Raw genomic sequence first — 19,328 nt, 5'->3', positions numbered from 1 at the left:
CGATGCCGGCGGCACTCTGACACACCTGCGCGTCCCGGATTTCTGGCTGGAGATTGGCTGATGAGTGATATCGATGCACGCTTGCGTGAGGATGTTCACCTGCTGGGTGAGCTGTTGGGCAACACCATTCGAGAGCAGTACGGCGATGATTTTCTCGCCAAGATCGAACAGATCCGCAAAGGCGCCAAGGCCGACCGCCGCGGAGCCGCCCCGGACAAAGCCGCGGGTGACGAACTGAGCGCCAGCCTCAATCAGTTGCAGGAAGACGAACTGCTGCCGGTGGCGCGGGCCTTCAACCAGTTCCTCAACCTGGCCAATATCGCCGAGCAGTACCAGTTGATTCACCGGCGCGACGAGTCGCAACCGGCGCCGTTCGAGTCCCGCGTATTGCCGGAGTTACTGGCGCGCCTGCAGGGCGAGGGCCACAGCAATGAGTCCCTCGCCCGCCAGTTGGGACGCCTGGACATCGAACTGGTCCTCACCGCCCACCCCACCGAAGTGGCGCGCCGCACCCTGATCCAGAAGTACGACGCCATCGCCGCACAACTGGCGCTGCAGGATCACCGCGACCTCACCACTGCCGAGCGCGAGCAGATCCGCCAGCGCCTGCAACGCTTGATCGCCGAAGCCTGGCACACCGAAGAAATCCGCCGCACCCGACCCACCCCGGTGGATGAAGCCAAGTGGGGCTTCGCGGTGATCGAGCATTCTTTGTGGCACGCCATCCCCAATTACCTGCGCAAGGCCGACCAGGCGTTACACGCGGCGACGGGCCTGCGTTTGCCGCTGGAAGCCGCGCCGATCCGCTTTGCGTCGTGGATGGGCGGCGACCGTGACGGCAACCCGAATGTCACCGCGCCGGTCACCCGCGAGGTGTTGCTGCTGGCGCGCTGGATGGCGGCCGACCTGTACCTGCGCGATATCGACCACCTGGCCTCCGAACTGTCGATGCAACAGGCTAGCCCGGCGTTGCAGGCCAAGGTCGGTGACAGCGTCGAACCCTATCGTGCCCTGCTCAAGCAACTGCGCGAACGCCTGCGCGCCACGCGCCAATGGGCCCATACCGCGTTGAGCAGCAGCACGCCGGCGCCTACCGAGGTGTTGCAGAACAACCGCGACCTGCTCGAGCCACTGGAGCTGTGCTACCAGTCGCTGCACGCGTGCGGCATGGGCGTGATCGCCGATGGCCCGCTGCTCGATTGCCTGCGCCGGGCCGTCACCTTTGGCCTGTTCCTGGTGCGCCTGGATGTGCGCCAGGATTCCAGTCGTCATTCGGCGGCCATGACCGAAATCACCGATTACCTGGGCCTGGGCCGTTACGAGGACTGGAACGAAGAGATGCGCATCAGCTTCCTGATGAAGGAGCTGGCCAACCATCGACCGCTGTTGCCGGGCTATTTCAAGCCATCGGCCGATACCGCCGAAGTGCTCAATACCTGCAAGGAAGTGGCCGCCGCGCCTGCCGCCTCGTTAGGCTCGTATGTCATCTCCATGGCCGGTGCCGCGTCGGACGTATTGGCGGTGCAACTGCTGCTTAAAGAGTCGGGCGTGCAACGGCCGATGCGCGTGGTGCCCCTGTTCGAAACCCTGGCCGACCTGGATAACGCCGGCCCCGTGATCGAGCAACTGTTGCTGCTGCCGGGCTACCGGGCGCGCCTGCAGGGCCCGCAGGAAGTGATGATCGGCTACTCCGACTCGGCCAAGGACGCCGGCACCACCGCCGCCGCCTGGGCGCAGTACCGGGCCCAGGAGCGGCTGGTGGATATCTGCCGGGAGCAACAGGTGGAATTGCTGCTGTTCCATGGTCGCGGGGGCACCGTCGGGCGTGGCGGCGGCCCGGCACACGCGGCGATCCTGTCGCAACCGCCGGGTTCGGTGGCGGGGCGTTTCCGTACCACCGAGCAAGGCGAGATGATTCGCTTCAAATTCGGTTTGCCGGACATTGCTGAACAGAACCTCAATCTCTACCTGGCCGCCGTGTTGGAGGCAACGTTGCTGCCACCGCCGCCACCGGAGCCGGCGTGGCGCCACTTGATGGATGAATTGGCGGCCGACGGCGTCAGCGCTTACCGCGCGGTGGTGCGGGAAAATCCGCAATTCGTCGAGTATTTTCGCCAGTCCACCCCGGAGCAGGAGCTGGGCCGGCTACCTCTGGGCAGTCGCCCGGCCAAGCGCCGCGCCGGTGGTATAGAAAGCCTGCGCGCCATTCCGTGGATCTTCGGTTGGACCCAGACTCGCCTGATGCTGCCGGCCTGGCTGGGTTGGGAAGCCGCATTGAGCAAGGCCCTGGAGCGCGGCGAAGGGGAACTGCTGGGGCAGATGCGCGAACAGTGGCCGTTCTTCCGCACCCGCATCGATATGCTGGAAATGGTCCTGGCCAAGGCCGATGCCGATATTGCGCGCCTGTATGACGAGCGCCTGGTGCAGCCGGACCTGTTGCCATTGGGCGCGCACTTACGCGACCTATTGTCGCAGGCATGCGAAGTGGTGCTTGGCCTGACCGGCCAGTCGCAACTGCTGGCCCATAGCCCTGACACCCTGGAGTTCATCCGCCTGCGCAACACCTACCTCGATCCCTTGCACCTGTTGCAGGCCGAGTTGCTCGCGCGCTCGCGTCGCCAGGAAGCCGCGCAGGACAGCCCTCTGGAACAGGCGTTGCTGGTGTCCGTGGCCGGTATTGCCGCCGGCCTGCGCAACACCGGCTGAGGTTTTTTGCGTGTTCTCAAAGGCTTGCGGATAAACCACGACGGCCGCCCTGAAAGGGGCGGTCGGCGTTTACAGCGCTGGTTGCACTCAGGCACACCCTACCTATGACGTACGCGTGGCGCGGGTTCCTGCGACTTTTGGCGGCTTGTGTGGTTAGGGCCCGCTGTGTATCTTGATCAGCCTTTGGCCGTTTGGGCGGCCTGGGCCCATAGTTTCATGAGCCCTATATTATTTTTACGAGATTGGCCCCACGCGGCGAATCCGAGCGTCATCTCTATAAAAAATTGAGGAGCACATCGATGCGCGTCATTCTGCTGGGAGCTCCCGGGGCCGGTAAAGGTACTCAGGCAAAGTTCATCACTGAAAAATTCGGCATTCCACAAATCTCCACCGGCGACATGCTGCGTGCTGCCGTCAAGGCCGGCACCGAGCTGGGCCTGATCGCCAAGAGCGTGATGGACAGCGGCGGCCTGGTCTCCGATGACCTGATCATCAACCTGGTCAAGGAACGCATCAGCCAGGAAGACTGCAAGAACGGCTTCCTGTTCGACGGTTTCCCACGCACCATTCCCCAGGCCGAAGCCCTGGTGAAAGCCGGCGTCGAGCTGGACGCGGTGGTGGAAATCGCGGTTGAAGATGAAGAAATCGTCCAGCGTATCGCCGGTCGTCGCGTCCACGAAGCCTCCGGCCGCGTGTACCACACCGTCTACAACCCGCCTAAAGTTGAAGGCAAGGACGATGTCACCGGTGAAGACCTGGTGCAGCGCAAGGACGACACCGAAGAAACCGTGCGTCATCGCCTGTCGGTCTACCATTCCCAGACCAAGCCGCTGGTGGATTTCTACCAGAAGCTGTCCGCAGCCCAGGGCAAGCCGAAGTACAGCCATATCCCTGGCGTCGGCTCGGTGGAAGCGATCACCGCCAAGGTCCTGCAAGCACTGAGCTGATCCTTTATCGGCTTGACACACAACGGCCCGCTTGCGGGCCGTTGTTGTTTATACTGGCGCACTTTTTTTCGACTTGGACACCCACACCGATGAGCACCCTGCTGGCCCTGGACACCGCGACTGAAGCTTGCTCCGTTGCCTTGCTGCACGATGGCAAGGTCACAAGCCACTACGAGGTGATCCCGCGCCTGCACGCGCAGAAGCTGTTGCCGATGATCAAGCAACTGCTTGAAGACGCGGGCACCACCCTGTCGGCCGTGGATGCCATCGCCTTTGGCCGTGGCCCGGGAGCGTTCACCGGGGTGCGCATCGCCATTGGCGTGGTCCAGGGCCTGGCCTTTGCGTTGGAGCGCCCGGTGCTGCCGGTTTCCAACCTTGCCGTACTGGCCCAACGTGCCTTGCGCGAACACGGCGCCCGGCAGGTGGCGGCCGCGATCGATGCGCGTATGGACGAAGTGTATTGGGGGTGCTATCGCGAAACGGCTGGCGAAATGCGCCTTGTCGGCGTGGAAGCGGTGCAGCCACCGGAATCGGCGGTATTGCCGGGCGATGCCAGCGGTGACTGGTTCGGCGCTGGCACCGGCTGGGGGTATGGCGAGCGTATCGGTGTTCAACCGGCTGGGCAGGACGCAACCCTGTTGCCTCACGCCGAAGATCTGCTGACCCTGGCACGCTTTGCGTTCGAACGTGGCGAGGCGATTCCTGCGGATCAGGCCGCACCGGTTTACCTGCGCGATAAAGTCGCGCAGACCAAGGCGGAAAGAGGGATTATTTGACGCCAAAAATGATGGCAATTTGAGGCAAAAGTCGCCAATCGTCAGAATTTCCCCGGGTTTTTAAACCTTTTTCAAATTATGTGTTCTAGTTATCACCAGAGCATTTGCGCGCTACGGATTGCGCCACTAAAATGCCATTACTGATAGCGAGTTCGCGCCTATGCGTATAGATGGATTTTCCTCACAGTCGTACCCGATCAAGCGCAAGCCGCGTAGGGCAAACGCCACGGTGGACGACTCCGTCGAGGATTCGCCGGACTTCATCGAGGTCCAATCCGATGCGCAGGCCAGTTCACAAGCCCGCATCAGCGGCGTTCCCGCCCGTCAGCAAGACATGGTCTTCCCGCGTTCCATGAGCAAAAGCGTTGCCACCGCCCTGGCCAGCTACCTGACCACCGCCGGATTTGTCGAATGGGATATGGAAGTGCTGGGTCTCGACATCCACATCTGATGCGCCTGCCTTACTACCTCGGCTGCCCGTCCTGGAGTGAAAACGCCTGGCGCGAGTACCTGTACCCAGCCGACGCCCGCTCCGGCGATTACCTTGCCCTTTATTCCCAGGTCTTCAACGCCGTCGAAGGCAATACCACGTTCTACGCTCGCCCTTCGGCCGCTACTGTGCAGCGCTGGGCTGAGATCATGCCCGACGATTTTCGTTTCACGGCCAAGTTCCCCGGTGACATCAGTCACGGTGGCGACTTGCGTGAGCAATTGCCGGCAGCGGAAAGTTTTGTCGGTTTGATGAGCCCGCTCGGTGAACGTGTTTCGCCGCTGTGGCTGCAGCTGTCGGCGAGTTTTTCGCCGCAACGCCTGGCTGAACTGGCCGGCTTTATCGATGGTCTGGAACGCCCGATGGCGGTGGAAGTGCGCCACCCTGAGTTCTTCGCCAAGGGCGATGCCGAGCGCATGCTCAACCGTTTGTTGCGTGATCGTGGTGTCGAGCGCATCTGCCTCGACCCGCGCGCCTTGTTCAGTTGCACGTCGACCTCGGCGGCGGTACTGCACGCACAATCGAAAAAGCCCAAGGTGCCGCCCCGTCCGGCCGCGCTGACCCGGTTTCCCCAAGTGCGTTTTATCGGTCATCCGGAGCTTGAGGCGAATGACCCGTTCCTGGTGCCGTGGGTGGAAAAAATCGCGGGTTGGATCGAAGAAGGCCGCACACCCTACATGTTCCTGCACACCTCGGATAATCGTCTTGCCGCGCAACTGGCCCTGCGTTTTCACACGCAACTCATGGCGCGCCTGCCCGGCCTGCCGGCGCTGCCGACCTTGCATCGGGAACCCGAAGCCGAGCAACTGGGGTTACTCTAGGGCTCCTTTTTCCGCCAGGAGTCAGTCATGGATGCCCAAACCCTTCGCGCCGAAACCTTCAAGGCCCTGCATGAGCGCGACCGCGCCTTCGTGATGCCAAACCCGTGGGACGCCGGCTCTGCGGTGATGCTCACCAGCCTTGGCTTTGAAGCCCTGGCCACGACCAGCGCGGGTTATGCGTTCAGCCTGGGACGCCCGGACGCGGAAGGGGCGTTGTCCCTGGAAGACACCTTGCGCAATGCCAGCATGATTGCCAAGGCCACCGCGCTGCCGGTGGCGGCCGACCTGGAAAACGGCTTCAGCGATACCCCCGAAGGGTGTGCCGAAACCATCTTGCGGGCGGCGGCCAGCGGTATCGTGGGGGGCTCTATCGAAGATGCCACCGGCGTTGCCGTCGACCCGATCTATCCCTTCGACCTTTCCGTAGAGCGCGTGGAAGCCGCCGTCGCCGCTGCCCGCAGCTTGCCATTCCCCTTCACGCTGACGGCCCGCGCCGAAAACCTCCTGCATGGTCGCCTGGATCTGCCCGACACTATTCGCCGCTTGCAGGCCTACGCCGAAGCCGGCGCCGACGTGCTCTATGCGCCGGGCCTGCGCAGTGCCGAGGACGTGCTGGCGGTGGTCAAGGCCGTGGCGCCAAAGCCGGTGAACGTGTTGATGTCCGGCGGCCTGAAACTCAGCGTGGCGCAATTGAGCGCGATGGGGGTAAAGCGCATCAGCGTGGGCTCGGCCATGGCACTGGCGGCCTATGGTGAATTCTACCGAGCGGCCCAGGAAGTCTATGAGCTGGGCACGTTCAGCTTTACCGAGCGCTCGATGCTCTTCAGCCAGGCCAATCAGTTCTTCAAGGACTGAGCCGTGCGTTTTTTCAAACTGCTGGGTGCACTGCTGGTGCTCAGTGGTGCATTTGCCGTGGGTGTGTGGCGTGCCTGGTTGCCGCTGCCGGCTGAATGGAACCCCTGGTCGCCGCTGGACGTGAGGTCCAGTCCTAACCTGTTGACCCGCTACAAGCTGGGGCGCCTGCAGGATGACCCTGTGCTGTGCGACCAAGTGCTGAAAACTGCGGGTCTGCGGGTTAGCCATCAGGCTGACACGCCCGCCGACGCTGCCTGTCCGCTGCGCAATACCTTGCGCGTGCAGGGTGCGGACGTGGCATTAAGCAGCAGCTTTCTCGCCAGTTGCCCGTTGGCCGTGGCATTCGCGCTGTTCGAGCGTCACAGCCTGCAACCGGCAGCCCAGGCGGTGTTCGGCCAGGCGGTGACACGGGTCGATCACCTGGGCAGCTTTGCCTGTCGCAACATGTATAACCGTGCCGAAGGGCGGCTCAGCCAGCATGCGTCGGCCAATGCCTTGGATATCGCCGGGTTTCGCCTGGCGGATGGGCGCAGTATCAGCGTGCTCAAGGATTGGTCCGGGGAGGGCGACAGCGCGCGGTTCCTGCGCCAGGTGCGCGATGGCGCCTGTGATGACTTCAATGTGGTGTTGAGCCCGGACTACAACGCCGCGCACCGCAACCATTTCCATCTGGACATGGGGCGTTGGTGGGTGTGTCGCTAGGCCGCCAGGCGCAGGTTGTGGGTGATCAGTGGGCGTGCCCAGTGGTAGTCGAAGTCCAGCGCCTTCTGTTGCGCCAGCAGTTCTTCGGTTGGGTAAGGCGTGGCGGGTGGTGGCAACAGGTCCAGTTCGAACTCGGCAATCGGCAAGTGCAGAGGGCGTGGTTCCGGCGCCGGGCCGGGCTCAGGCAATGGCTGGCCGGCAGTCAGGACGATGGGGCGAACCCAAGCGATTTCGAAATTCTGCTGGCGCTGCTGGGCGACGATTTCATCCTGTGGGAACGGCTCGGCGGCCGGTGGCAGCAACTCGGTTTCGAATTCGGCGATGGGCAGGAACAGCGGCTCAGGTGGGGCGATCTCGGTGTCTTTGACGTCGCACTCGCGCTGCGTGAGGATCTGCGACAACAGGTCGGCACCGGCGCTGGGCTCTACCGCCGGGTCCGCCGGTGCCGGCGCCTTGGCGGCGAGCACGTCCGGCGTTTCACCGAGCTGCTCGGCCAGCGCCCGGGAGAAGAAGTCCTGCCACACATGACTCACCCCGGCCAGCGCTTGGGTATTGCGCAGGCCGTAGTGGTTATGGGTCGGCAGTACACCGATGGTTAGGGGGAGAATGTCTGACATTTTTCTCGGTCGACGCTCAGCTCTGGCAAAATACCTGACTGTTGTTTTTATCGGCCGTTGTTTGCCGATCCTTAATATTTTTGAGCGTAGCGATTGATGAGCGAACAACCAGCGGCCAGCCGCATCCAGGTCGAGGCCTTGGGCGAAGGTTTCCAGGCCCGGGCCGAGCAGTGGGCTGAACAGCTCGGCTTGCCTTTACAGCTCGCGAGTGCGGATTTTTCCCTGCAGGTAGGCGAGCATGGCCTGCAACTGCAACAGCTGGGGCCCGACGCGCCGGGGCCGGTGCGGGTGGACTTCGTCGAAGGCGGCGCGGCTCACCGGCGGCTGTATGGTGGCGGCAGCGGACAGATGATCGCCAAGGCCGTGGGCATTGCCCAGGGCGTACGTCCCCGTGTGCTGGACGCCACGGCCGGTCTGGGCAAGGATGCGTTCGTGCTGGCCAGCCTGGGCTGTGAGATGAGCCTGATCGAGCGCCAACCGCTGATTGGCGCCCTGCTCGAAGATGGCCTGGCACGCGGCGCGGAGGATTTCGACGTGGCGCCCATCGTGGCGCGCATGAAGCTGCTCAAGGGTAACTCCATTGACGTGATGCTCAATTGGCAAGGGGAGCCGCCCCAGGTGATCTACCTCGACCCGATGTTCCCTCACCGTGAGAAAACCGCCCTGGTGAAGAAAGAAATGCGCCTGTTCCGGCCGCTGGTGGGCGATGATCCGGACGCACCGGCGTTGCTGGCCGCCGCCCTGGCCCTGGCCAGCCACCGCGTGGTGGTCAAGCGCCCGCGCAAGGCCCCCTGCATTGAAGGGCCCAAGCCGAGCCATGCGCTGGATGGCAAGTCCAGTCGGTATGACATTTATCCCAAGAAAGCGCTCAAGTCTTAAGCCACAAGCTGCAAGCAAAAGCGCTTTTCACTTGCTGCTTGCAGCTAACCACTTGCAGCTGCATCTCTCCTATAGGCCCGCATAAACAACCCCACCACCTCCTGCACATGGGCTTCGGCGGCTTCCTCACTCAACTGTCCGCCGCAGCCATACAGCAGGCAGAAGTTCGCGGTGCCCTTGAGCAGGCAGAAGAAGTGCTCGGCCGCCGTAAACGGTCTGTCGATGCTCAGCGCACCGCTCTGATCGATCTTGCCGAGCAGGCGCTCCATGCCCTGGAGCATGCGCATGGGCCCGGCTTCAAAGAAGATTTGGGAGAGTTTCACGTCCTGATTGCCGGTGGTCATCATCAGGCGATGCAGGTTCACCGACTCTTCACTGTTGATCAGCCGATGGAACCCCCGCGCGATATTCAACAATACCGTTTCCACCGGCATGCCTTCGGGCAGTTCGAAGTACATCACCGGCAACTGTTCCTCGCACTTGGCCACCACGGCGGCGGTGAACAAGGTTTCTTTGTCGGTGAAGTGGCTGTAGACGGTCAGCTTCGACACGCCGGCCTCAAGGGCCACGGCATCCATGCTGGTACTGGCGTAGCCATTGCTCAAGAACAGGGTTTTTGCTGCCGAGAGGATTGCCTGGCGTTTTGCCATGTCCTTGGGACGCCCGGGGCTATTGGTGTTTACACGATTGTCGGACATTTTCACCTTTAATACTGGACTGGCGAGTTTGGTATTAATAACATACCGGCCAGTATAATTATTCCTAGCTCCATTTGCGAAAGGTCCTTCAGCATGCGCAGCACTGTCCTGCCCTTTGCGTTGCCTGTCTGCCTGGTCTTCCTGTTGGCCGCCTGCGGCCATGAAGAAGCGGTCCAGACCACCGTCCGCCCGGCCATGGTGGTGCAGCCGCAACCCTCGGCGCAGTCGACGGACAGCTACCCCGGTGAAGTACGCGCTCGCTATGAGCCTGACCTGGCCTTTCGCATCGGTGGCAAAGTCAGCAAGCGTCTGGTGGAGGAGGGCGAGCGGGTCAAGACCAACCAGGCGCTGGCGGAACTTGACCCTCAGGATGTGCGCCTGCAACTGGAGGCCGCCCGTGCCCAGGTCGCCGCTGCCGAGGCCAACCTGCGCCTGGTACGCGCTGAGCGTGATCGCTACAAGACCCTGATGGACCGCCAGATGGTCAGCCGTTCCCAGTACGACAATTCCGAAAACCTTTACCGTTCCGGCGAAGCGCGCCTCAAGCAGATCAAGGCCGAGTTCGACGTGGCCAGTAACCAGGCCGGCTACGCCGTATTGCGCGCCCCCCAGGATGGCGTCGTAGCCAAGCGCGCGGTGGAAGTCGGCCAAGTGGTCTCCGCTGGCCAGACCGTGTTCACCCTGGCTACCGATGGCGAGCGCGAAGTGCTCATCAGCCTGCCCGAACAAGGGTTTGGTCGCTTCAAGATCGGTCAACCGGTCGCGGTGGAATTGTGGAGCCAGCCGGGCCAGCGTTTCACCGGGCGCATCCGTGAACTGTCGCCTGCGGCTGATCCAAAATCACGCACCTTCGCCGCTCGCGTTGCCTTCACCGGCGGCAAAGTCCCGGCGGAACTGGGGCAAAGCGCTCGCGTATTCATACAGGCCGACGGCGTTGTTCCGCTGTCGGTACCGCTGTCTGCCCTGAGTGCGGAGAACGGTGCGTCCTACGTCTGGCGTGTACAGCCGGACAACACCCTCAAGCGCACACCGGTACGCATTGGCGCTTTCGGTGAAAAAACCGTACCGGTGCTGGAAGGCTTGACCCCCAACGACTGGGTGGTCGCAGCCGGCGTGCATGTGCTCCACGAGGGCCAGCAAGTGCGCGCGGTGGATGGCTCCAACCGTGTAGTGAACCTGGCGGCCAAGGAGTAGTCCCCGATGGCTTTCAATCTTTCCGAATGGGCGTTGCGTAACCGCCAGATCGTACTGTTCCTGATGATCCTGCTGGCTGTGGTCGGCACCTTGTCCTACACCAAGCTGGGGCAAAGCGAAGATCCACCGTTTACCTTCAAGGCCATGGTGATCAAGACCAACTGGCCCGGCGCTACGGCCCAGGAAGTCTCGCGCCAGGTCACTGAGCGTATCGAGAAAAAACTGATGGAGACCGGCGAATACGAGCGCATTGTCTCGTTCTCCCGCCCGGGTGAGTCCACCGTCACCTTCATTGCGCGCGACTCCATGCACTCTGTGCAGATTCCTGAGTTGTGGTACCAGGTGCGCAAGAAGATCAGCGACATCCGGCAGACCTTGCCGCCGGATATCCAGGGGCCGTTTTTCAACGACGAGTTCGGTACCACCTTCGGCAATATCTACGCCCTGACCGGCGACGGCTTCGACTATGCCGTGCTCAAGGACTACGCCGACCGCATCCAGATTCAACTGCAACGGGTGGCGGATGTGGGCAAGGTCGAGTTACTTGGCCTACAGGATGAGAAGATCTGGATCGAGCTGTCCAACCTCAAGCTCGCCACTCTTGGCCTGCCGTTGGCCGCTGTACAGCAGGCGTTGCAGGAGCAGAACGCGGTGTCCACTGCCGGCTTCTTTGAAACCCCGAGCGAGCGTGTGCAACTGCGCGTGTCGGGCAACTTCAAGACGGTGGAAGAGATCCGCAACTTTCCGATTCGTGTCGCTGATCGAACCTTCCGGATTGGCGATGTAGCCGACATTCACCGTGGCTTCAACGATCCACCGGCACCGCGCATGCGTTACATGGGGGCGGACGCTATCGGACTGGCCGTGGCCATGCGTGATGGCGGCAATATCCTGGTGCTGGGCAAGGCCCTCGAAGGCGAATTCGCACGTTTGCAAAAGAACCTTCCGGCGGGCATGGAGCTGCGCAAGGTGTCAGACCAACCGGCAGCGGTGAAAACCGGTGTCGGCGAATTCGTGCAGGTGTTGGCCGAGGCATTGGCAATTGTCTTGCTGGTGAGTTTCTTCTCCCTCGGCATACGCACTGGCATGGTCGTAGCCCTGGCGATTCCGCTGGTGCTGGCAATGACCTTTGCCACCATGTATTACCTCGGTATCGGCCTGCACAAGATTTCCCTCGGTGCGTTGGTGCTGGCCCTCGGCTTGCTGGTGGATGACGCGATCATTGCCGTGGAAATGATGGCAATCAAAATGGAGCAGGGCTACGACCGGCTCAAAGCGGCCAGTTTTGCCTGGACCAGCACCGCCTTCCCGATGCTCACCGGTACGCTGATCACGGCGGCCGGTTTCCTGCCGATTGCCACCGCGCAGTCGAGCACAGGTGAATACACACGCTCGATCTTCCAGGTGGTGACGATCGCGTTGCTCGCCTCATGGATCGCCGCCGTGGTGTTTGTGCCGTACCTGGGGGAAAAACTCTTGCCGGATCTTGCGAAGATTCACGCGGCCAAACACGGCATCGATGGCCCGGATCCCTACGGCACGCCGTTCTACCAACGTGTAAGACGTTTGGTGGAGTGGTGCGTGCGTCGGCGCAAAACCGTGATTGTCCTGACGTTGCTACTGTTTATCGGCTCGGTGGCGTTGTTTCGCTTTGTGCCGCAACAGTTCTTCCCGGCCTCAGGCCGCCTGGAGCTGATGGTCGACCTGAAATTGGCTGAAGGCGCTTCCCTGAGCAATACCGCCGACCAGGTCAAGCGCCTGGAAGCCTTGCTCAAGGAACACGCCGGCATTGATAACTATGTGGCCTACGTCGGCACCGGTTCGCCGCGTTTCTACCTGCCACTGGACCAGCAACTGCCAGCGGCCAGTTTTGCGCAGTTCGTGGTGTTGGCTAAGACCATCGAGGGCCGCGAGAGCCTGCGCACCTGGCTGATCGAAACCCTCAACGAACAATTCCCCGACCTGCGCTCGCGGGTTACCCGCCTGGAAAACGGCCCTCCCGTCGGCTATCCGGTGCAGTTTCGCGTAACCGGAGAACACATCGAGGAAGTCCGCGCCCTTGCACGGAAGGTCGCGGCCAAGGTTCGCGAAAATACCCACGTCGTCAACGTGCACCTGGACTGGGAAGAGCCGAGCAAGATCGTCTACCTCAATATCGACCAGGACCGCGCCCGCGCCCTCGGCGTCAGTACCGCCAACCTGTCGAAATTCCTGCAAAGCTCACTGACCGGTTCCAGCGTCAGTCAATACCGGGAGGACAACGAGTTGATCGAAATCCTCCTGCGCGGCACCGTCCACGAGCGCACCGAGTTATCGCTGCTGCCCAGCCTGGCGGTGCCGACCGACAACGGTAAAAGCGTGGCCCTGTCGCAGATCGCCACCCTCGAATACGGTTTCGAAGAGGGCATTATCTGGCACCGCAACCGCTTGCCGACGGTGACCGTGCGCGCCGATATCTACGGCAAGGAACAACCGGCAACGTTGGTCCAGCAAATCCTGCCAACCCTTGAGGGTGTGCGCGCCGAACTGCCGGATGGCTACCTGCTGGAAGTCGGTGGTACCGTCGAAGACTCCGCCCGCGGGCAGAACTCGGTGAAGGCCGGCGTGCCGCTGTTTATCGTGGTGGTGCTGACCTTGCTGATGCTGCAACTGCGCAGCTTTTCACGCACGGCGATGGTGTTTCTGACCGCGCCGTTGGGCCTGATTGGCGTGACGCTGTTCCTGCTGGTGTTCCGCCAGCCCTTCGGCTTCGTGGCCATGCTCGGGACCATCGCGTTGTCGGGGATGATCATGCGCAACTCGGTGATCCTGGTGGACCAGATCGAGCAGGACATCAAGGCCGGGCTGGCGCCGTGGCAGGCAATTATCGAAGCCACCGTGCGGCGTTTCCGCCCGATTGTGCTGACTGCCCTGGCGGCGGTGCTGGCGATGATCCCGCTGTCACGCAGCGTGTTCTTCGGGCCGATGGCGGTGGCGATCATGGGCGGCTTGATCGTGGCGACGGCGTTGACCCTATTGTTCCTTCCGGCCCTGTATGCTGCGTGGTTCCGAGTGAGGAAGGACGTCGCGTAATCATGCTGGCCACTGTTTCTGCCCTGATGTTGCTGCTGCTCGCCCCCGGCCCGACCAATACCCTGCTGTTTCGTGCCGGGTTGCTGTTCGGGTTCCGGGCTTCGTGGAAACTGGCCTTTATTGAGTGCCTGGCTTACTTGCTGCAGGTCTCACTGTGGGGCGTAGCGCTGGTTTACCTGGCGATGTATTCGCCGTGGGCATTGAAGGCGACGCAACTGGCCGCGGCCTGTTACTTGCTGTACGTCTCCTACAACCTGTGGCAGCGCAAAGGTGCTGCCATCGACCTGAACAGGGATCGATTCTCCGGGCTGTATTTCTTTTGGTTGACGGTCATGAACCCCAAGGGGCTGTTGATCGTGTCGTTCATCGCGCCGGCCGGCGCCTTTATCACGCTGCAAGGTTACGTGGGGTTCATGACCGCCCTTGCCTTGGTGGTAATACCCGTCGGTTGTGCCTGGATCATTCTCGGCAGCCAATTCGAAGGGTTTCAGAAGACCTGGTTGACCCCCTTGAAGATCAATCGTGTCACCTCTGTGGCCATCTGCGGCTTTGCCACGCTCATGATGGGGCGCTTGGTCGAGACGCTCCTGCAGTAGGCATGACGCCTACAGGGGTTGTGGAACCAATCTTATGCGATTGCCACTTAACGTTACCTGATTGGCAGGTACCTGTTTCTGCGTAGGGTAGAAGCAGGAGTGATTGAAACGCAAGGAGTTCAATGTGCTTTTCTTCCCTCTCGTTCTTCCGCTTCTTTTCGGTGGGTTTGGTCGTCCTCAGTGCTGTAGGCCACCTGAGCCTGAACCTGCTCGACCTATACCTTCACCCCACAGTGTTACAACAACGACTACCACAACGGTTAATGGCCCAGTAACAGGTTACTTCCCAACGCACCGACTCTACTAAGTGCTTTCACACTAAAACGCCCCGAAACAGTCGGGGCGTTTTTTGTAGGGGGTGAGGTGCTCCAGCCATTATTCAGAGTGTGCCAAACACCTTCTTCGCCAGACTGGTGGCCGCCGCCGCCGGGTTCTTGCGAATCGTCTCTTCCTGCTGCGCAATCATCTTGAACAAACCATCCAGTGCCTGTTCGGTCACGTAGTTTTCCACGTTGGCGCTCTTGGCATCCACGGCGCCAAACGCGGCGGCCTTGCCTGCGAGGGCGTTGTACTGCTGGGCCACGCCCACCTTGTCGGTGGCGGCCTTGACGATCGGCAGGAACTTGGCGCGGATCTGTTCGCGACTGCTCTTGTTCAGGTACTGGGTGGCGGAGTCCTGGCCGCCGCTGAGGATGCCCTTGGCGTCGGTCACGCTCATGTTCTTCACTGCATTGACCAGAATCGGCTGGGCCTGGGTCACGGCGGTTTCAGCGGCTTTGTTCATGCTGTCTTCCAACTGCGTGACCTGGTCACCCATGCCGAACATTTTCAGCTTGTCGGCGACTTTGCCCAGCTTGCCCGGCAGGCCGATCTTCACTTCAGGGTTGTTGCTGAAACCACCGGGTACACCCAGTTGTTTCACGGCGATCTGTGCGCCTTGAGTCAGGGCGTCCTTGAGGCCGCCGCTGGCGTCGCCCTGGGACAGGCTACTGAGGTCCAGGGCCATGGCGTTGGCGCCGAGCAGCAGGCCGGCACACAGGGCAGTGAGGCGAAGGGAGTTGCGGAGCATGGGCGCTTCCTTATGTTCGAGTTCAGGGTGCTACGGCGTTCACGCGCACGCGCAGCGGCTGTGGATCCTGGCCGTTGAGCTGCACCGTGTGCCGTTCGGTGGTGATAAACAGTAGCTTGCCATCCAGTTCGATGCGAGCGCTCACCGAATAACTGTGGCCTGGCTTGACCTGTGCGGGGTCGTAGGTCAGGTGAAACGGCAGCGGCACCTGGCCTTTGACCGGGCCTTTCTGCTCGGCCAGCGTCACTGCGGGCGCATCCGCCAGGGACACGTCCTGGAGGCTCACGCTCAAGGTGGCAGCGGGCGGCAGGGCAATGCGTTGCAGGTAGAACACTTCGCCGTCGAGGCTGGCCTTGGGCGCTGGATGCATGGATTGGCAGGCTCCGAGCAGGGCGGTGAGTCCCAGGAGAATGATCTTTTTCATGGTGCAGCTCCTTTTCAACGGCGCCAGCATCCAACTGGCGCCTTGTTCAATCTAGCGTGTTTCTTCCGCTTCCACCGGCGCTTCGGCTGCGCCATCCACACGGTGCAAGGCCACCTGGCGGATCGACAGGCGAATCTCCGCGGGCAACACGCGCTTGGCCGCACCTTCGGCCAGTTCGCCGAGCAGGTCGTGGTAGCTCAACTTGCCGGCCTCGTCGCGGCGCAGCACATCTTGCTCCAGCAAGGTCTGGATGAAATGTCGGAAAAGGCTCTTGTCGAAGAATTCCGGGGCGTTGAGGCCATGCAGGATCGACAGGCGCTGGGCCATGATCGTGCACAGGTCTTCCAGTTCTTCGGCGCTGATGCTGTTCTGGCCGCTGTTGAGCAGCAGCGAGATCGCCATGTAGAAGCGTTGCAGGGTCTGGGCGATGGTCTTGGACAGCAGGGTCAGCAGCACGAAGTGCCGCGAGCTTGGTGCAGGGCGCAGGAACACATTGTTTTCGAAGCGCAGCAAGCCCTGTTCGACGAACGCGCCCAGCCATTGATCGACCACCGTATCCAGCTCTTCCAGCGACCAGCGGATAAACAGCTCCGATTGCAGGTACGGGTACAGCGCGTGGGTATAGCGCAGGATCTGCTCGCGGCTCATCCGCGAGCTGCTCTGGAAGAAGCTGGCCAGCAGCGCCGGCAGGGCGAAGATATGCAGCACATTGTTGCGGTAGTAGGTCATCAGGACGGCGTTCTGCTCGTCCAGGTACAGAATTTTGCCCAGGGCATCGCTCTGTTCCGACAGCAGGTCCATGTCCTTGACGTGCTTGATCAGCGCCAGGCCGTCGCCTTCGGGCAAGGTGGTGTGGGGCGAATAAGGCACGCGGCGCAGCAGCGCCAGGTACAGGTCCAACTGGCGGGCCATGGCCTGTTCATCCAGGGCCAGGCGCGTGGTCGACAGCAGCGCCAGGGCTACCAGGTTCACCGGGTTCACGGCGGCGGCTTCGTTCAAGTGGCGGGCCACCTGTTCGCCGAGGCGATTGGTGGTTTCGTTGAGCCAGGCCGGTTTGTAGTTCGGGCCCAGTGCCTGGGCGCGCCAGTCCGGTTGCTCGGCGTCGAGGAACTCGGCCAGCTTGATCGGCTCACCGAAGTTGACCGCGACCTGGCCAAAGCGCTGCTTGAGCGCGCCGACCACTTTGAAAATATCGAAGATCGACTCTTTCTTCTTGCTCGCCCCACGCAGCTCTCCGAGATACGTGCGGCCTTCGAGCACGCGCTCATAGCCGATATACACCGGCACGAACACGATCGGCATGCGCGAGGAGCGCAGGAAACTGCGCAGCGTAATCGCCAGCATCCCGGTCTTCGGCTGCAGCATGCGCCCGGTGCGCGAGCGCCCGCCTTCGACGAAGTACTCCACCGGGAAGCCCTTGGTGAACAAGGTGTGCAGGTATTCGTTGAACACCGAGGTGTACAGCGGGTTGCCCTTGAAGGTGCGGCGCATGAAAAACGCACCGCCACGGCGCAACAGGCTGCCGATCACCGGCATGTTCAGGTTGATGCCGGCGGCGATATGCGGCGGGGTCAGGCCATTCTTGAACAGCAGGTAGGACAGCAGCAGGTAGTCGATATGGCTGCGGTGGCAAGGCACATAAATCACCTCGTAGCCCTGGGCAACCTGTTGCACGCCCTCGATGTTATTGACCTTGATGCCGTCGTAGATCTTGTTCCAGAACCAGCTCAGCACCACTTCCAGGAAGCGGATCGCGGTGTAGGTGTAGTCCGAGGCGATCTCGTTGCCGTAGCGCAGGGCCAGGGCCTTGGCTTTTTCCGGGCTGATTTTTTCCCGCTCGGCTTCGTCAAGGATGGCCTGGCGCACCAGCGGCATGTTGACCAGGCCTTTCACCAGATTGCGCCGGTGGGACAAATCGGGGCCGATCACCGCAGTCTTCAGGTTACGAAAGTGCACGCGCAGGATGCGTTGGGCCATGCGCACGGTGCGTTCGTGGCCTTTATTGTGCTCGATCAATTCACGCAGGTTGATGGGCGCGGAGAATTGCACACGGGTCTTGCGCCCCAGGATCAGGATGCTCAACAACCGGCGCAGACGCCCGGTGACCGCCCAGCTGTCGGCAAACAGCAGCTTCCACGGGCTCGACTCGCTCGCCGGGGTTTGCCCCCAGAACACGCTGACCGGAATGATTTGTGCATTCTCTTCGGCGTGTTCGCTGAGGGTGTTGACCAGGCGGGTCAGGGTCGGCGGCGCGCCGCGCTTGTCCTGGCGCCCCAGCCAGTCCGGTTCGGGCGTGAGGTAGAAGAACGCGGCGGGTTCCATCAACGGGCCTACCGATACCGGCAGCACCGGGCGCGGCAGGCCGGCCTTGGTGCACTCGGCATCGACCACGGCCAATTCGGTGAGGGAGGGCGATTGCAGGACGTAAAACACCGGCCGGCTGCGGTCCAGGTTGAGGGTAAGGGACGACTGGTTGATCGTTTCCGAGCGAACCCAGAGGTACAACAGTCGGCGCAAGGTGCCAAACACCAGACGGCGGAACGGGGAGCGGGTCATAGGCGAGCTGCTTCAAGTGGGAAAAACCGAGCAGGCGCTCGGGCGGGTAGTGTGCCGTATTCGCCGAAAATCGGCAAAAAAGCAGCGATGTAAACTTGAGTTGATCGTTTTTGAGCCTGTCTTATACTCGGCAGTTCAACGCGATCGGCTCAACAATAACAATCAAGTGGGAGTGAACAGATGGCAACGCGCGAGACAGGCAATGTGAAGTGGTTCAACGACGCCAAGGGCTATGGCTTCATCCAGCGTGAAGATGGCAAGGATGTGTTTGTGCACTACCGCGCCATTCGCGGCGACGGCCACCGTTCGCTGGCCGAGGGCCAGCAGGTGGAATACGCCGTGGTAAGCGGCGAGAAGGGGTTGCAGGCGGAGGATGTGGTCGGTTTGTAATGCGGATTTGTTACACCGCAGAACCCATGTGGAAGGGGGCTTGCCCCCGATTGCGGAGTGCCAGTCACTGAATATATTGGCTGATACACCGCTATCGGGGGCAAGCCCCCTTCCACATTTGATTGGGGTCGCAATTCAGGATCAGGCAGTTTTCCAGGTGATCTGCTCTTCACCGTCCGCGCTGATGCGGATCCAGGTGTCGGCGCTTTCCTCACCTTCTTCCTCGACCCAGCTCCCCGGTGCGCAGCGCACTTCCACGTTCAGCGCAGCAAACGCAGCGCGGGCGCAGGCAATGTCGTCTTCCCACGGCGTCTGGTCACTTTCCAGGTACAGGCTGTTCCACTTGCCTACGGCTTTCGGCAGCCAGGTGACCGGCACATTGCCGGCCTTGCACTTGTAGGTCTGGCCACGCTGGACCCAGTCGCTGCATGGGCCCAGGGCAGCGCCCAGCCAGGCGGCGATGGCCTTGTAGTCGACGTCGGCGTCCTTCAGGTAAATCTCGATATCGGGTTGGCGCATGGATATTCCTCGTTGCG

Annotated in this window: 18 protein-coding genes; 12 read left to right on the top strand and 6 right to left on the bottom strand. The window is 61.8% G+C overall.

From position 1 onward, the window contains the following. Positions 1 to 60 precede the first annotated feature (60 nt). The 7 genes from ppc to AC07OT_RS04065 all read left to right on the top strand — a co-directional run bounded on the left by ppc (position 61) and on the right by AC07OT_RS04065 (position 7,297). Positions 61 to 2,706, top strand: coding sequence for a phosphoenolpyruvate carboxylase (gene ppc / locus AC07OT_RS04095; protein ID WP_495107552.1), 2,646 nt, complete (start codon positions 61 to 63; stop codon positions 2,704 to 2,706). Between the two features lie 299 nt (positions 2,707 to 3,005). Continuing rightward, positions 3,006 to 3,653, top strand: coding sequence for an adenylate kinase (adk, locus tag AC07OT_RS04090; protein ID WP_010212617.1), 648 nt, complete (start codon positions 3,006 to 3,008; stop codon positions 3,651 to 3,653). Positions 3,654 to 3,742: 89 nt separating this feature from the next. Next, complete coding sequence (gene tsaB / locus AC07OT_RS04085) at positions 3,743 to 4,429, top strand: tRNA (adenosine(37)-N6)-threonylcarbamoyltransferase complex dimerization subunit type 1 TsaB (RefSeq protein WP_495107551.1); 687 nt, start codon at positions 3,743 to 3,745, stop codon at positions 4,427 to 4,429. Positions 4,430 to 4,589: 160 nt separating this feature from the next. Then, positions 4,590 to 4,880, top strand: coding sequence for a hypothetical protein (locus AC07OT_RS04080; protein WP_027604506.1), 291 nt, complete (start codon positions 4,590 to 4,592; stop codon positions 4,878 to 4,880). Further along, positions 4,880 to 5,740: a DUF72 domain-containing protein gene (locus AC07OT_RS04075; protein WP_495107550.1), complete on the top strand. Its 861-nt coding sequence runs from the start codon at positions 4,880 to 4,882 to the stop codon at positions 5,738 to 5,740. Before AC07OT_RS04080 ends, AC07OT_RS04075 begins: the two co-directional genes overlap by 1 nt. 27 nt (positions 5,741 to 5,767) lie before the next feature. After that, positions 5,768 to 6,595: an isocitrate lyase/PEP mutase family protein gene (locus AC07OT_RS04070; protein ID WP_495107549.1), complete on the top strand. Its 828-nt coding sequence runs from the start codon at positions 5,768 to 5,770 to the stop codon at positions 6,593 to 6,595. A 3-nt stretch (positions 6,596 to 6,598) separates the two neighbouring features. Then, a complete protein-coding gene (locus AC07OT_RS04065; protein ID WP_495107548.1) occupies positions 6,599 to 7,297 on the top strand; it encodes an extensin-like domain-containing protein in 699 nt (232 codons plus the stop codon). Here the strand turns inward: AC07OT_RS04065 and AC07OT_RS04060 are convergent. Then, positions 7,294 to 7,914 carry an energy transducer TonB gene (locus AC07OT_RS04060; protein WP_495107547.1) on the bottom strand — a complete coding sequence of 207 codons (621 nt, stop codon included), beginning with the start codon at positions 7,912 to 7,914 and terminating at the stop codon, positions 7,294 to 7,296. The genes AC07OT_RS04065 and AC07OT_RS04060 overlap by 4 nt on opposite strands. Positions 7,915 to 8,010: 96 nt before the next feature. On the opposite strand from AC07OT_RS04060, the gene AC07OT_RS04055 reads away from it, so the two are divergent. After that, entirely contained in the window at positions 8,011 to 8,793 is a 783-nt protein-coding gene (locus AC07OT_RS04055; RefSeq protein ID WP_495107546.1) for a class I SAM-dependent methyltransferase, read from the top strand. A 44-nt stretch (positions 8,794 to 8,837) separates the two neighbouring features. Here AC07OT_RS04055 and AC07OT_RS04050 read toward each other — a convergent pair whose 3' ends face one another. Next, positions 8,838 to 9,491, bottom strand: coding sequence for a TetR/AcrR family transcriptional regulator (locus AC07OT_RS04050; RefSeq protein WP_141156907.1), 654 nt, complete (start codon positions 9,489 to 9,491; stop codon positions 8,838 to 8,840). Between the two features lie 93 nt (positions 9,492 to 9,584). Between AC07OT_RS04050 and AC07OT_RS04045 the strand changes: the two genes are divergently transcribed. Genes AC07OT_RS04045 through AC07OT_RS04035 form a run of 3 tightly spaced genes read left to right on the top strand, consistent with a single transcriptional unit; the run spans position 9,585 to position 14,353 of the window. Next, positions 9,585 to 10,685 (top strand): efflux RND transporter periplasmic adaptor subunit, encoded by a 1,101-nt coding sequence (locus AC07OT_RS04045; RefSeq protein WP_141156908.1) that lies wholly within the window; start codon positions 9,585 to 9,587, stop codon positions 10,683 to 10,685. 6 nt (positions 10,686 to 10,691) lie between these two features. Then, on the top strand, positions 10,692 to 13,757 hold the full coding sequence (locus tag AC07OT_RS04040) for an efflux RND transporter permease subunit (RefSeq protein ID WP_495107545.1): 3,066 nt from the start codon (positions 10,692 to 10,694) through the stop codon (positions 13,755 to 13,757). Between the two features lie 2 nt (positions 13,758 to 13,759). Continuing rightward, positions 13,760 to 14,353, top strand: coding sequence for a LysE family translocator (locus AC07OT_RS04035; RefSeq protein WP_115485750.1), 594 nt, complete (start codon positions 13,760 to 13,762; stop codon positions 14,351 to 14,353). Positions 14,354 to 14,732: 379 nt separating this feature from the next. On the opposite strand, the gene AC07OT_RS04030 is transcribed toward AC07OT_RS04035, so the two are convergent. Genes AC07OT_RS04030 through plsB form a run of 3 tightly spaced genes read right to left on the bottom strand, consistent with a single transcriptional unit; the run spans position 14,733 to position 18,402 of the window. Then, positions 14,733 to 15,422 (bottom strand): DUF4197 domain-containing protein, encoded by a 690-nt coding sequence (locus AC07OT_RS04030; RefSeq protein ID WP_115485751.1) that lies wholly within the window; start codon positions 15,420 to 15,422, stop codon positions 14,733 to 14,735. A 22-nt stretch (positions 15,423 to 15,444) separates the two neighbouring features. After that, positions 15,445 to 15,846: a YbaY family lipoprotein gene (locus AC07OT_RS04025; protein ID WP_027604494.1), complete on the bottom strand. Its 402-nt coding sequence runs from the start codon at positions 15,844 to 15,846 to the stop codon at positions 15,445 to 15,447. Between the two features lie 51 nt (positions 15,847 to 15,897). Continuing rightward, the gene (gene plsB, locus AC07OT_RS04020) at positions 15,898 to 18,402 is read right to left on the bottom strand and encodes a glycerol-3-phosphate 1-O-acyltransferase PlsB (RefSeq protein WP_495107544.1); all 2,505 of its coding nucleotides are present in this window, start codon (positions 18,400 to 18,402) and stop codon (positions 15,898 to 15,900) included. 180 nt (positions 18,403 to 18,582) lie between these two features. Here plsB and AC07OT_RS04015 point away from each other — a divergent pair, with 180 nt between their 5' ends. Further along, positions 18,583 to 18,792 (top strand): cold shock domain-containing protein, encoded by a 210-nt coding sequence (locus AC07OT_RS04015; RefSeq protein ID WP_017529713.1) that lies wholly within the window; start codon positions 18,583 to 18,585, stop codon positions 18,790 to 18,792. Positions 18,793 to 18,933: 141 nt separating this feature from the next. Here the strand turns inward: AC07OT_RS04015 and AC07OT_RS04010 are convergent, their stop codons facing one another. Continuing rightward, entirely contained in the window at positions 18,934 to 19,311 is a 378-nt protein-coding gene (locus AC07OT_RS04010) for a hypothetical protein (RefSeq protein WP_065948851.1), read from the bottom strand. Between the last annotated feature and the right edge of the window lie 17 nt (positions 19,312 to 19,328).

This window comes from Pseudomonas sp. GW821-FHT09C10 (assembly GCF_059418085.1).
Note: the sequence above shows the minus strand (reverse complement) of the source record. Positions and strands in the feature narration are given on the sequence as shown.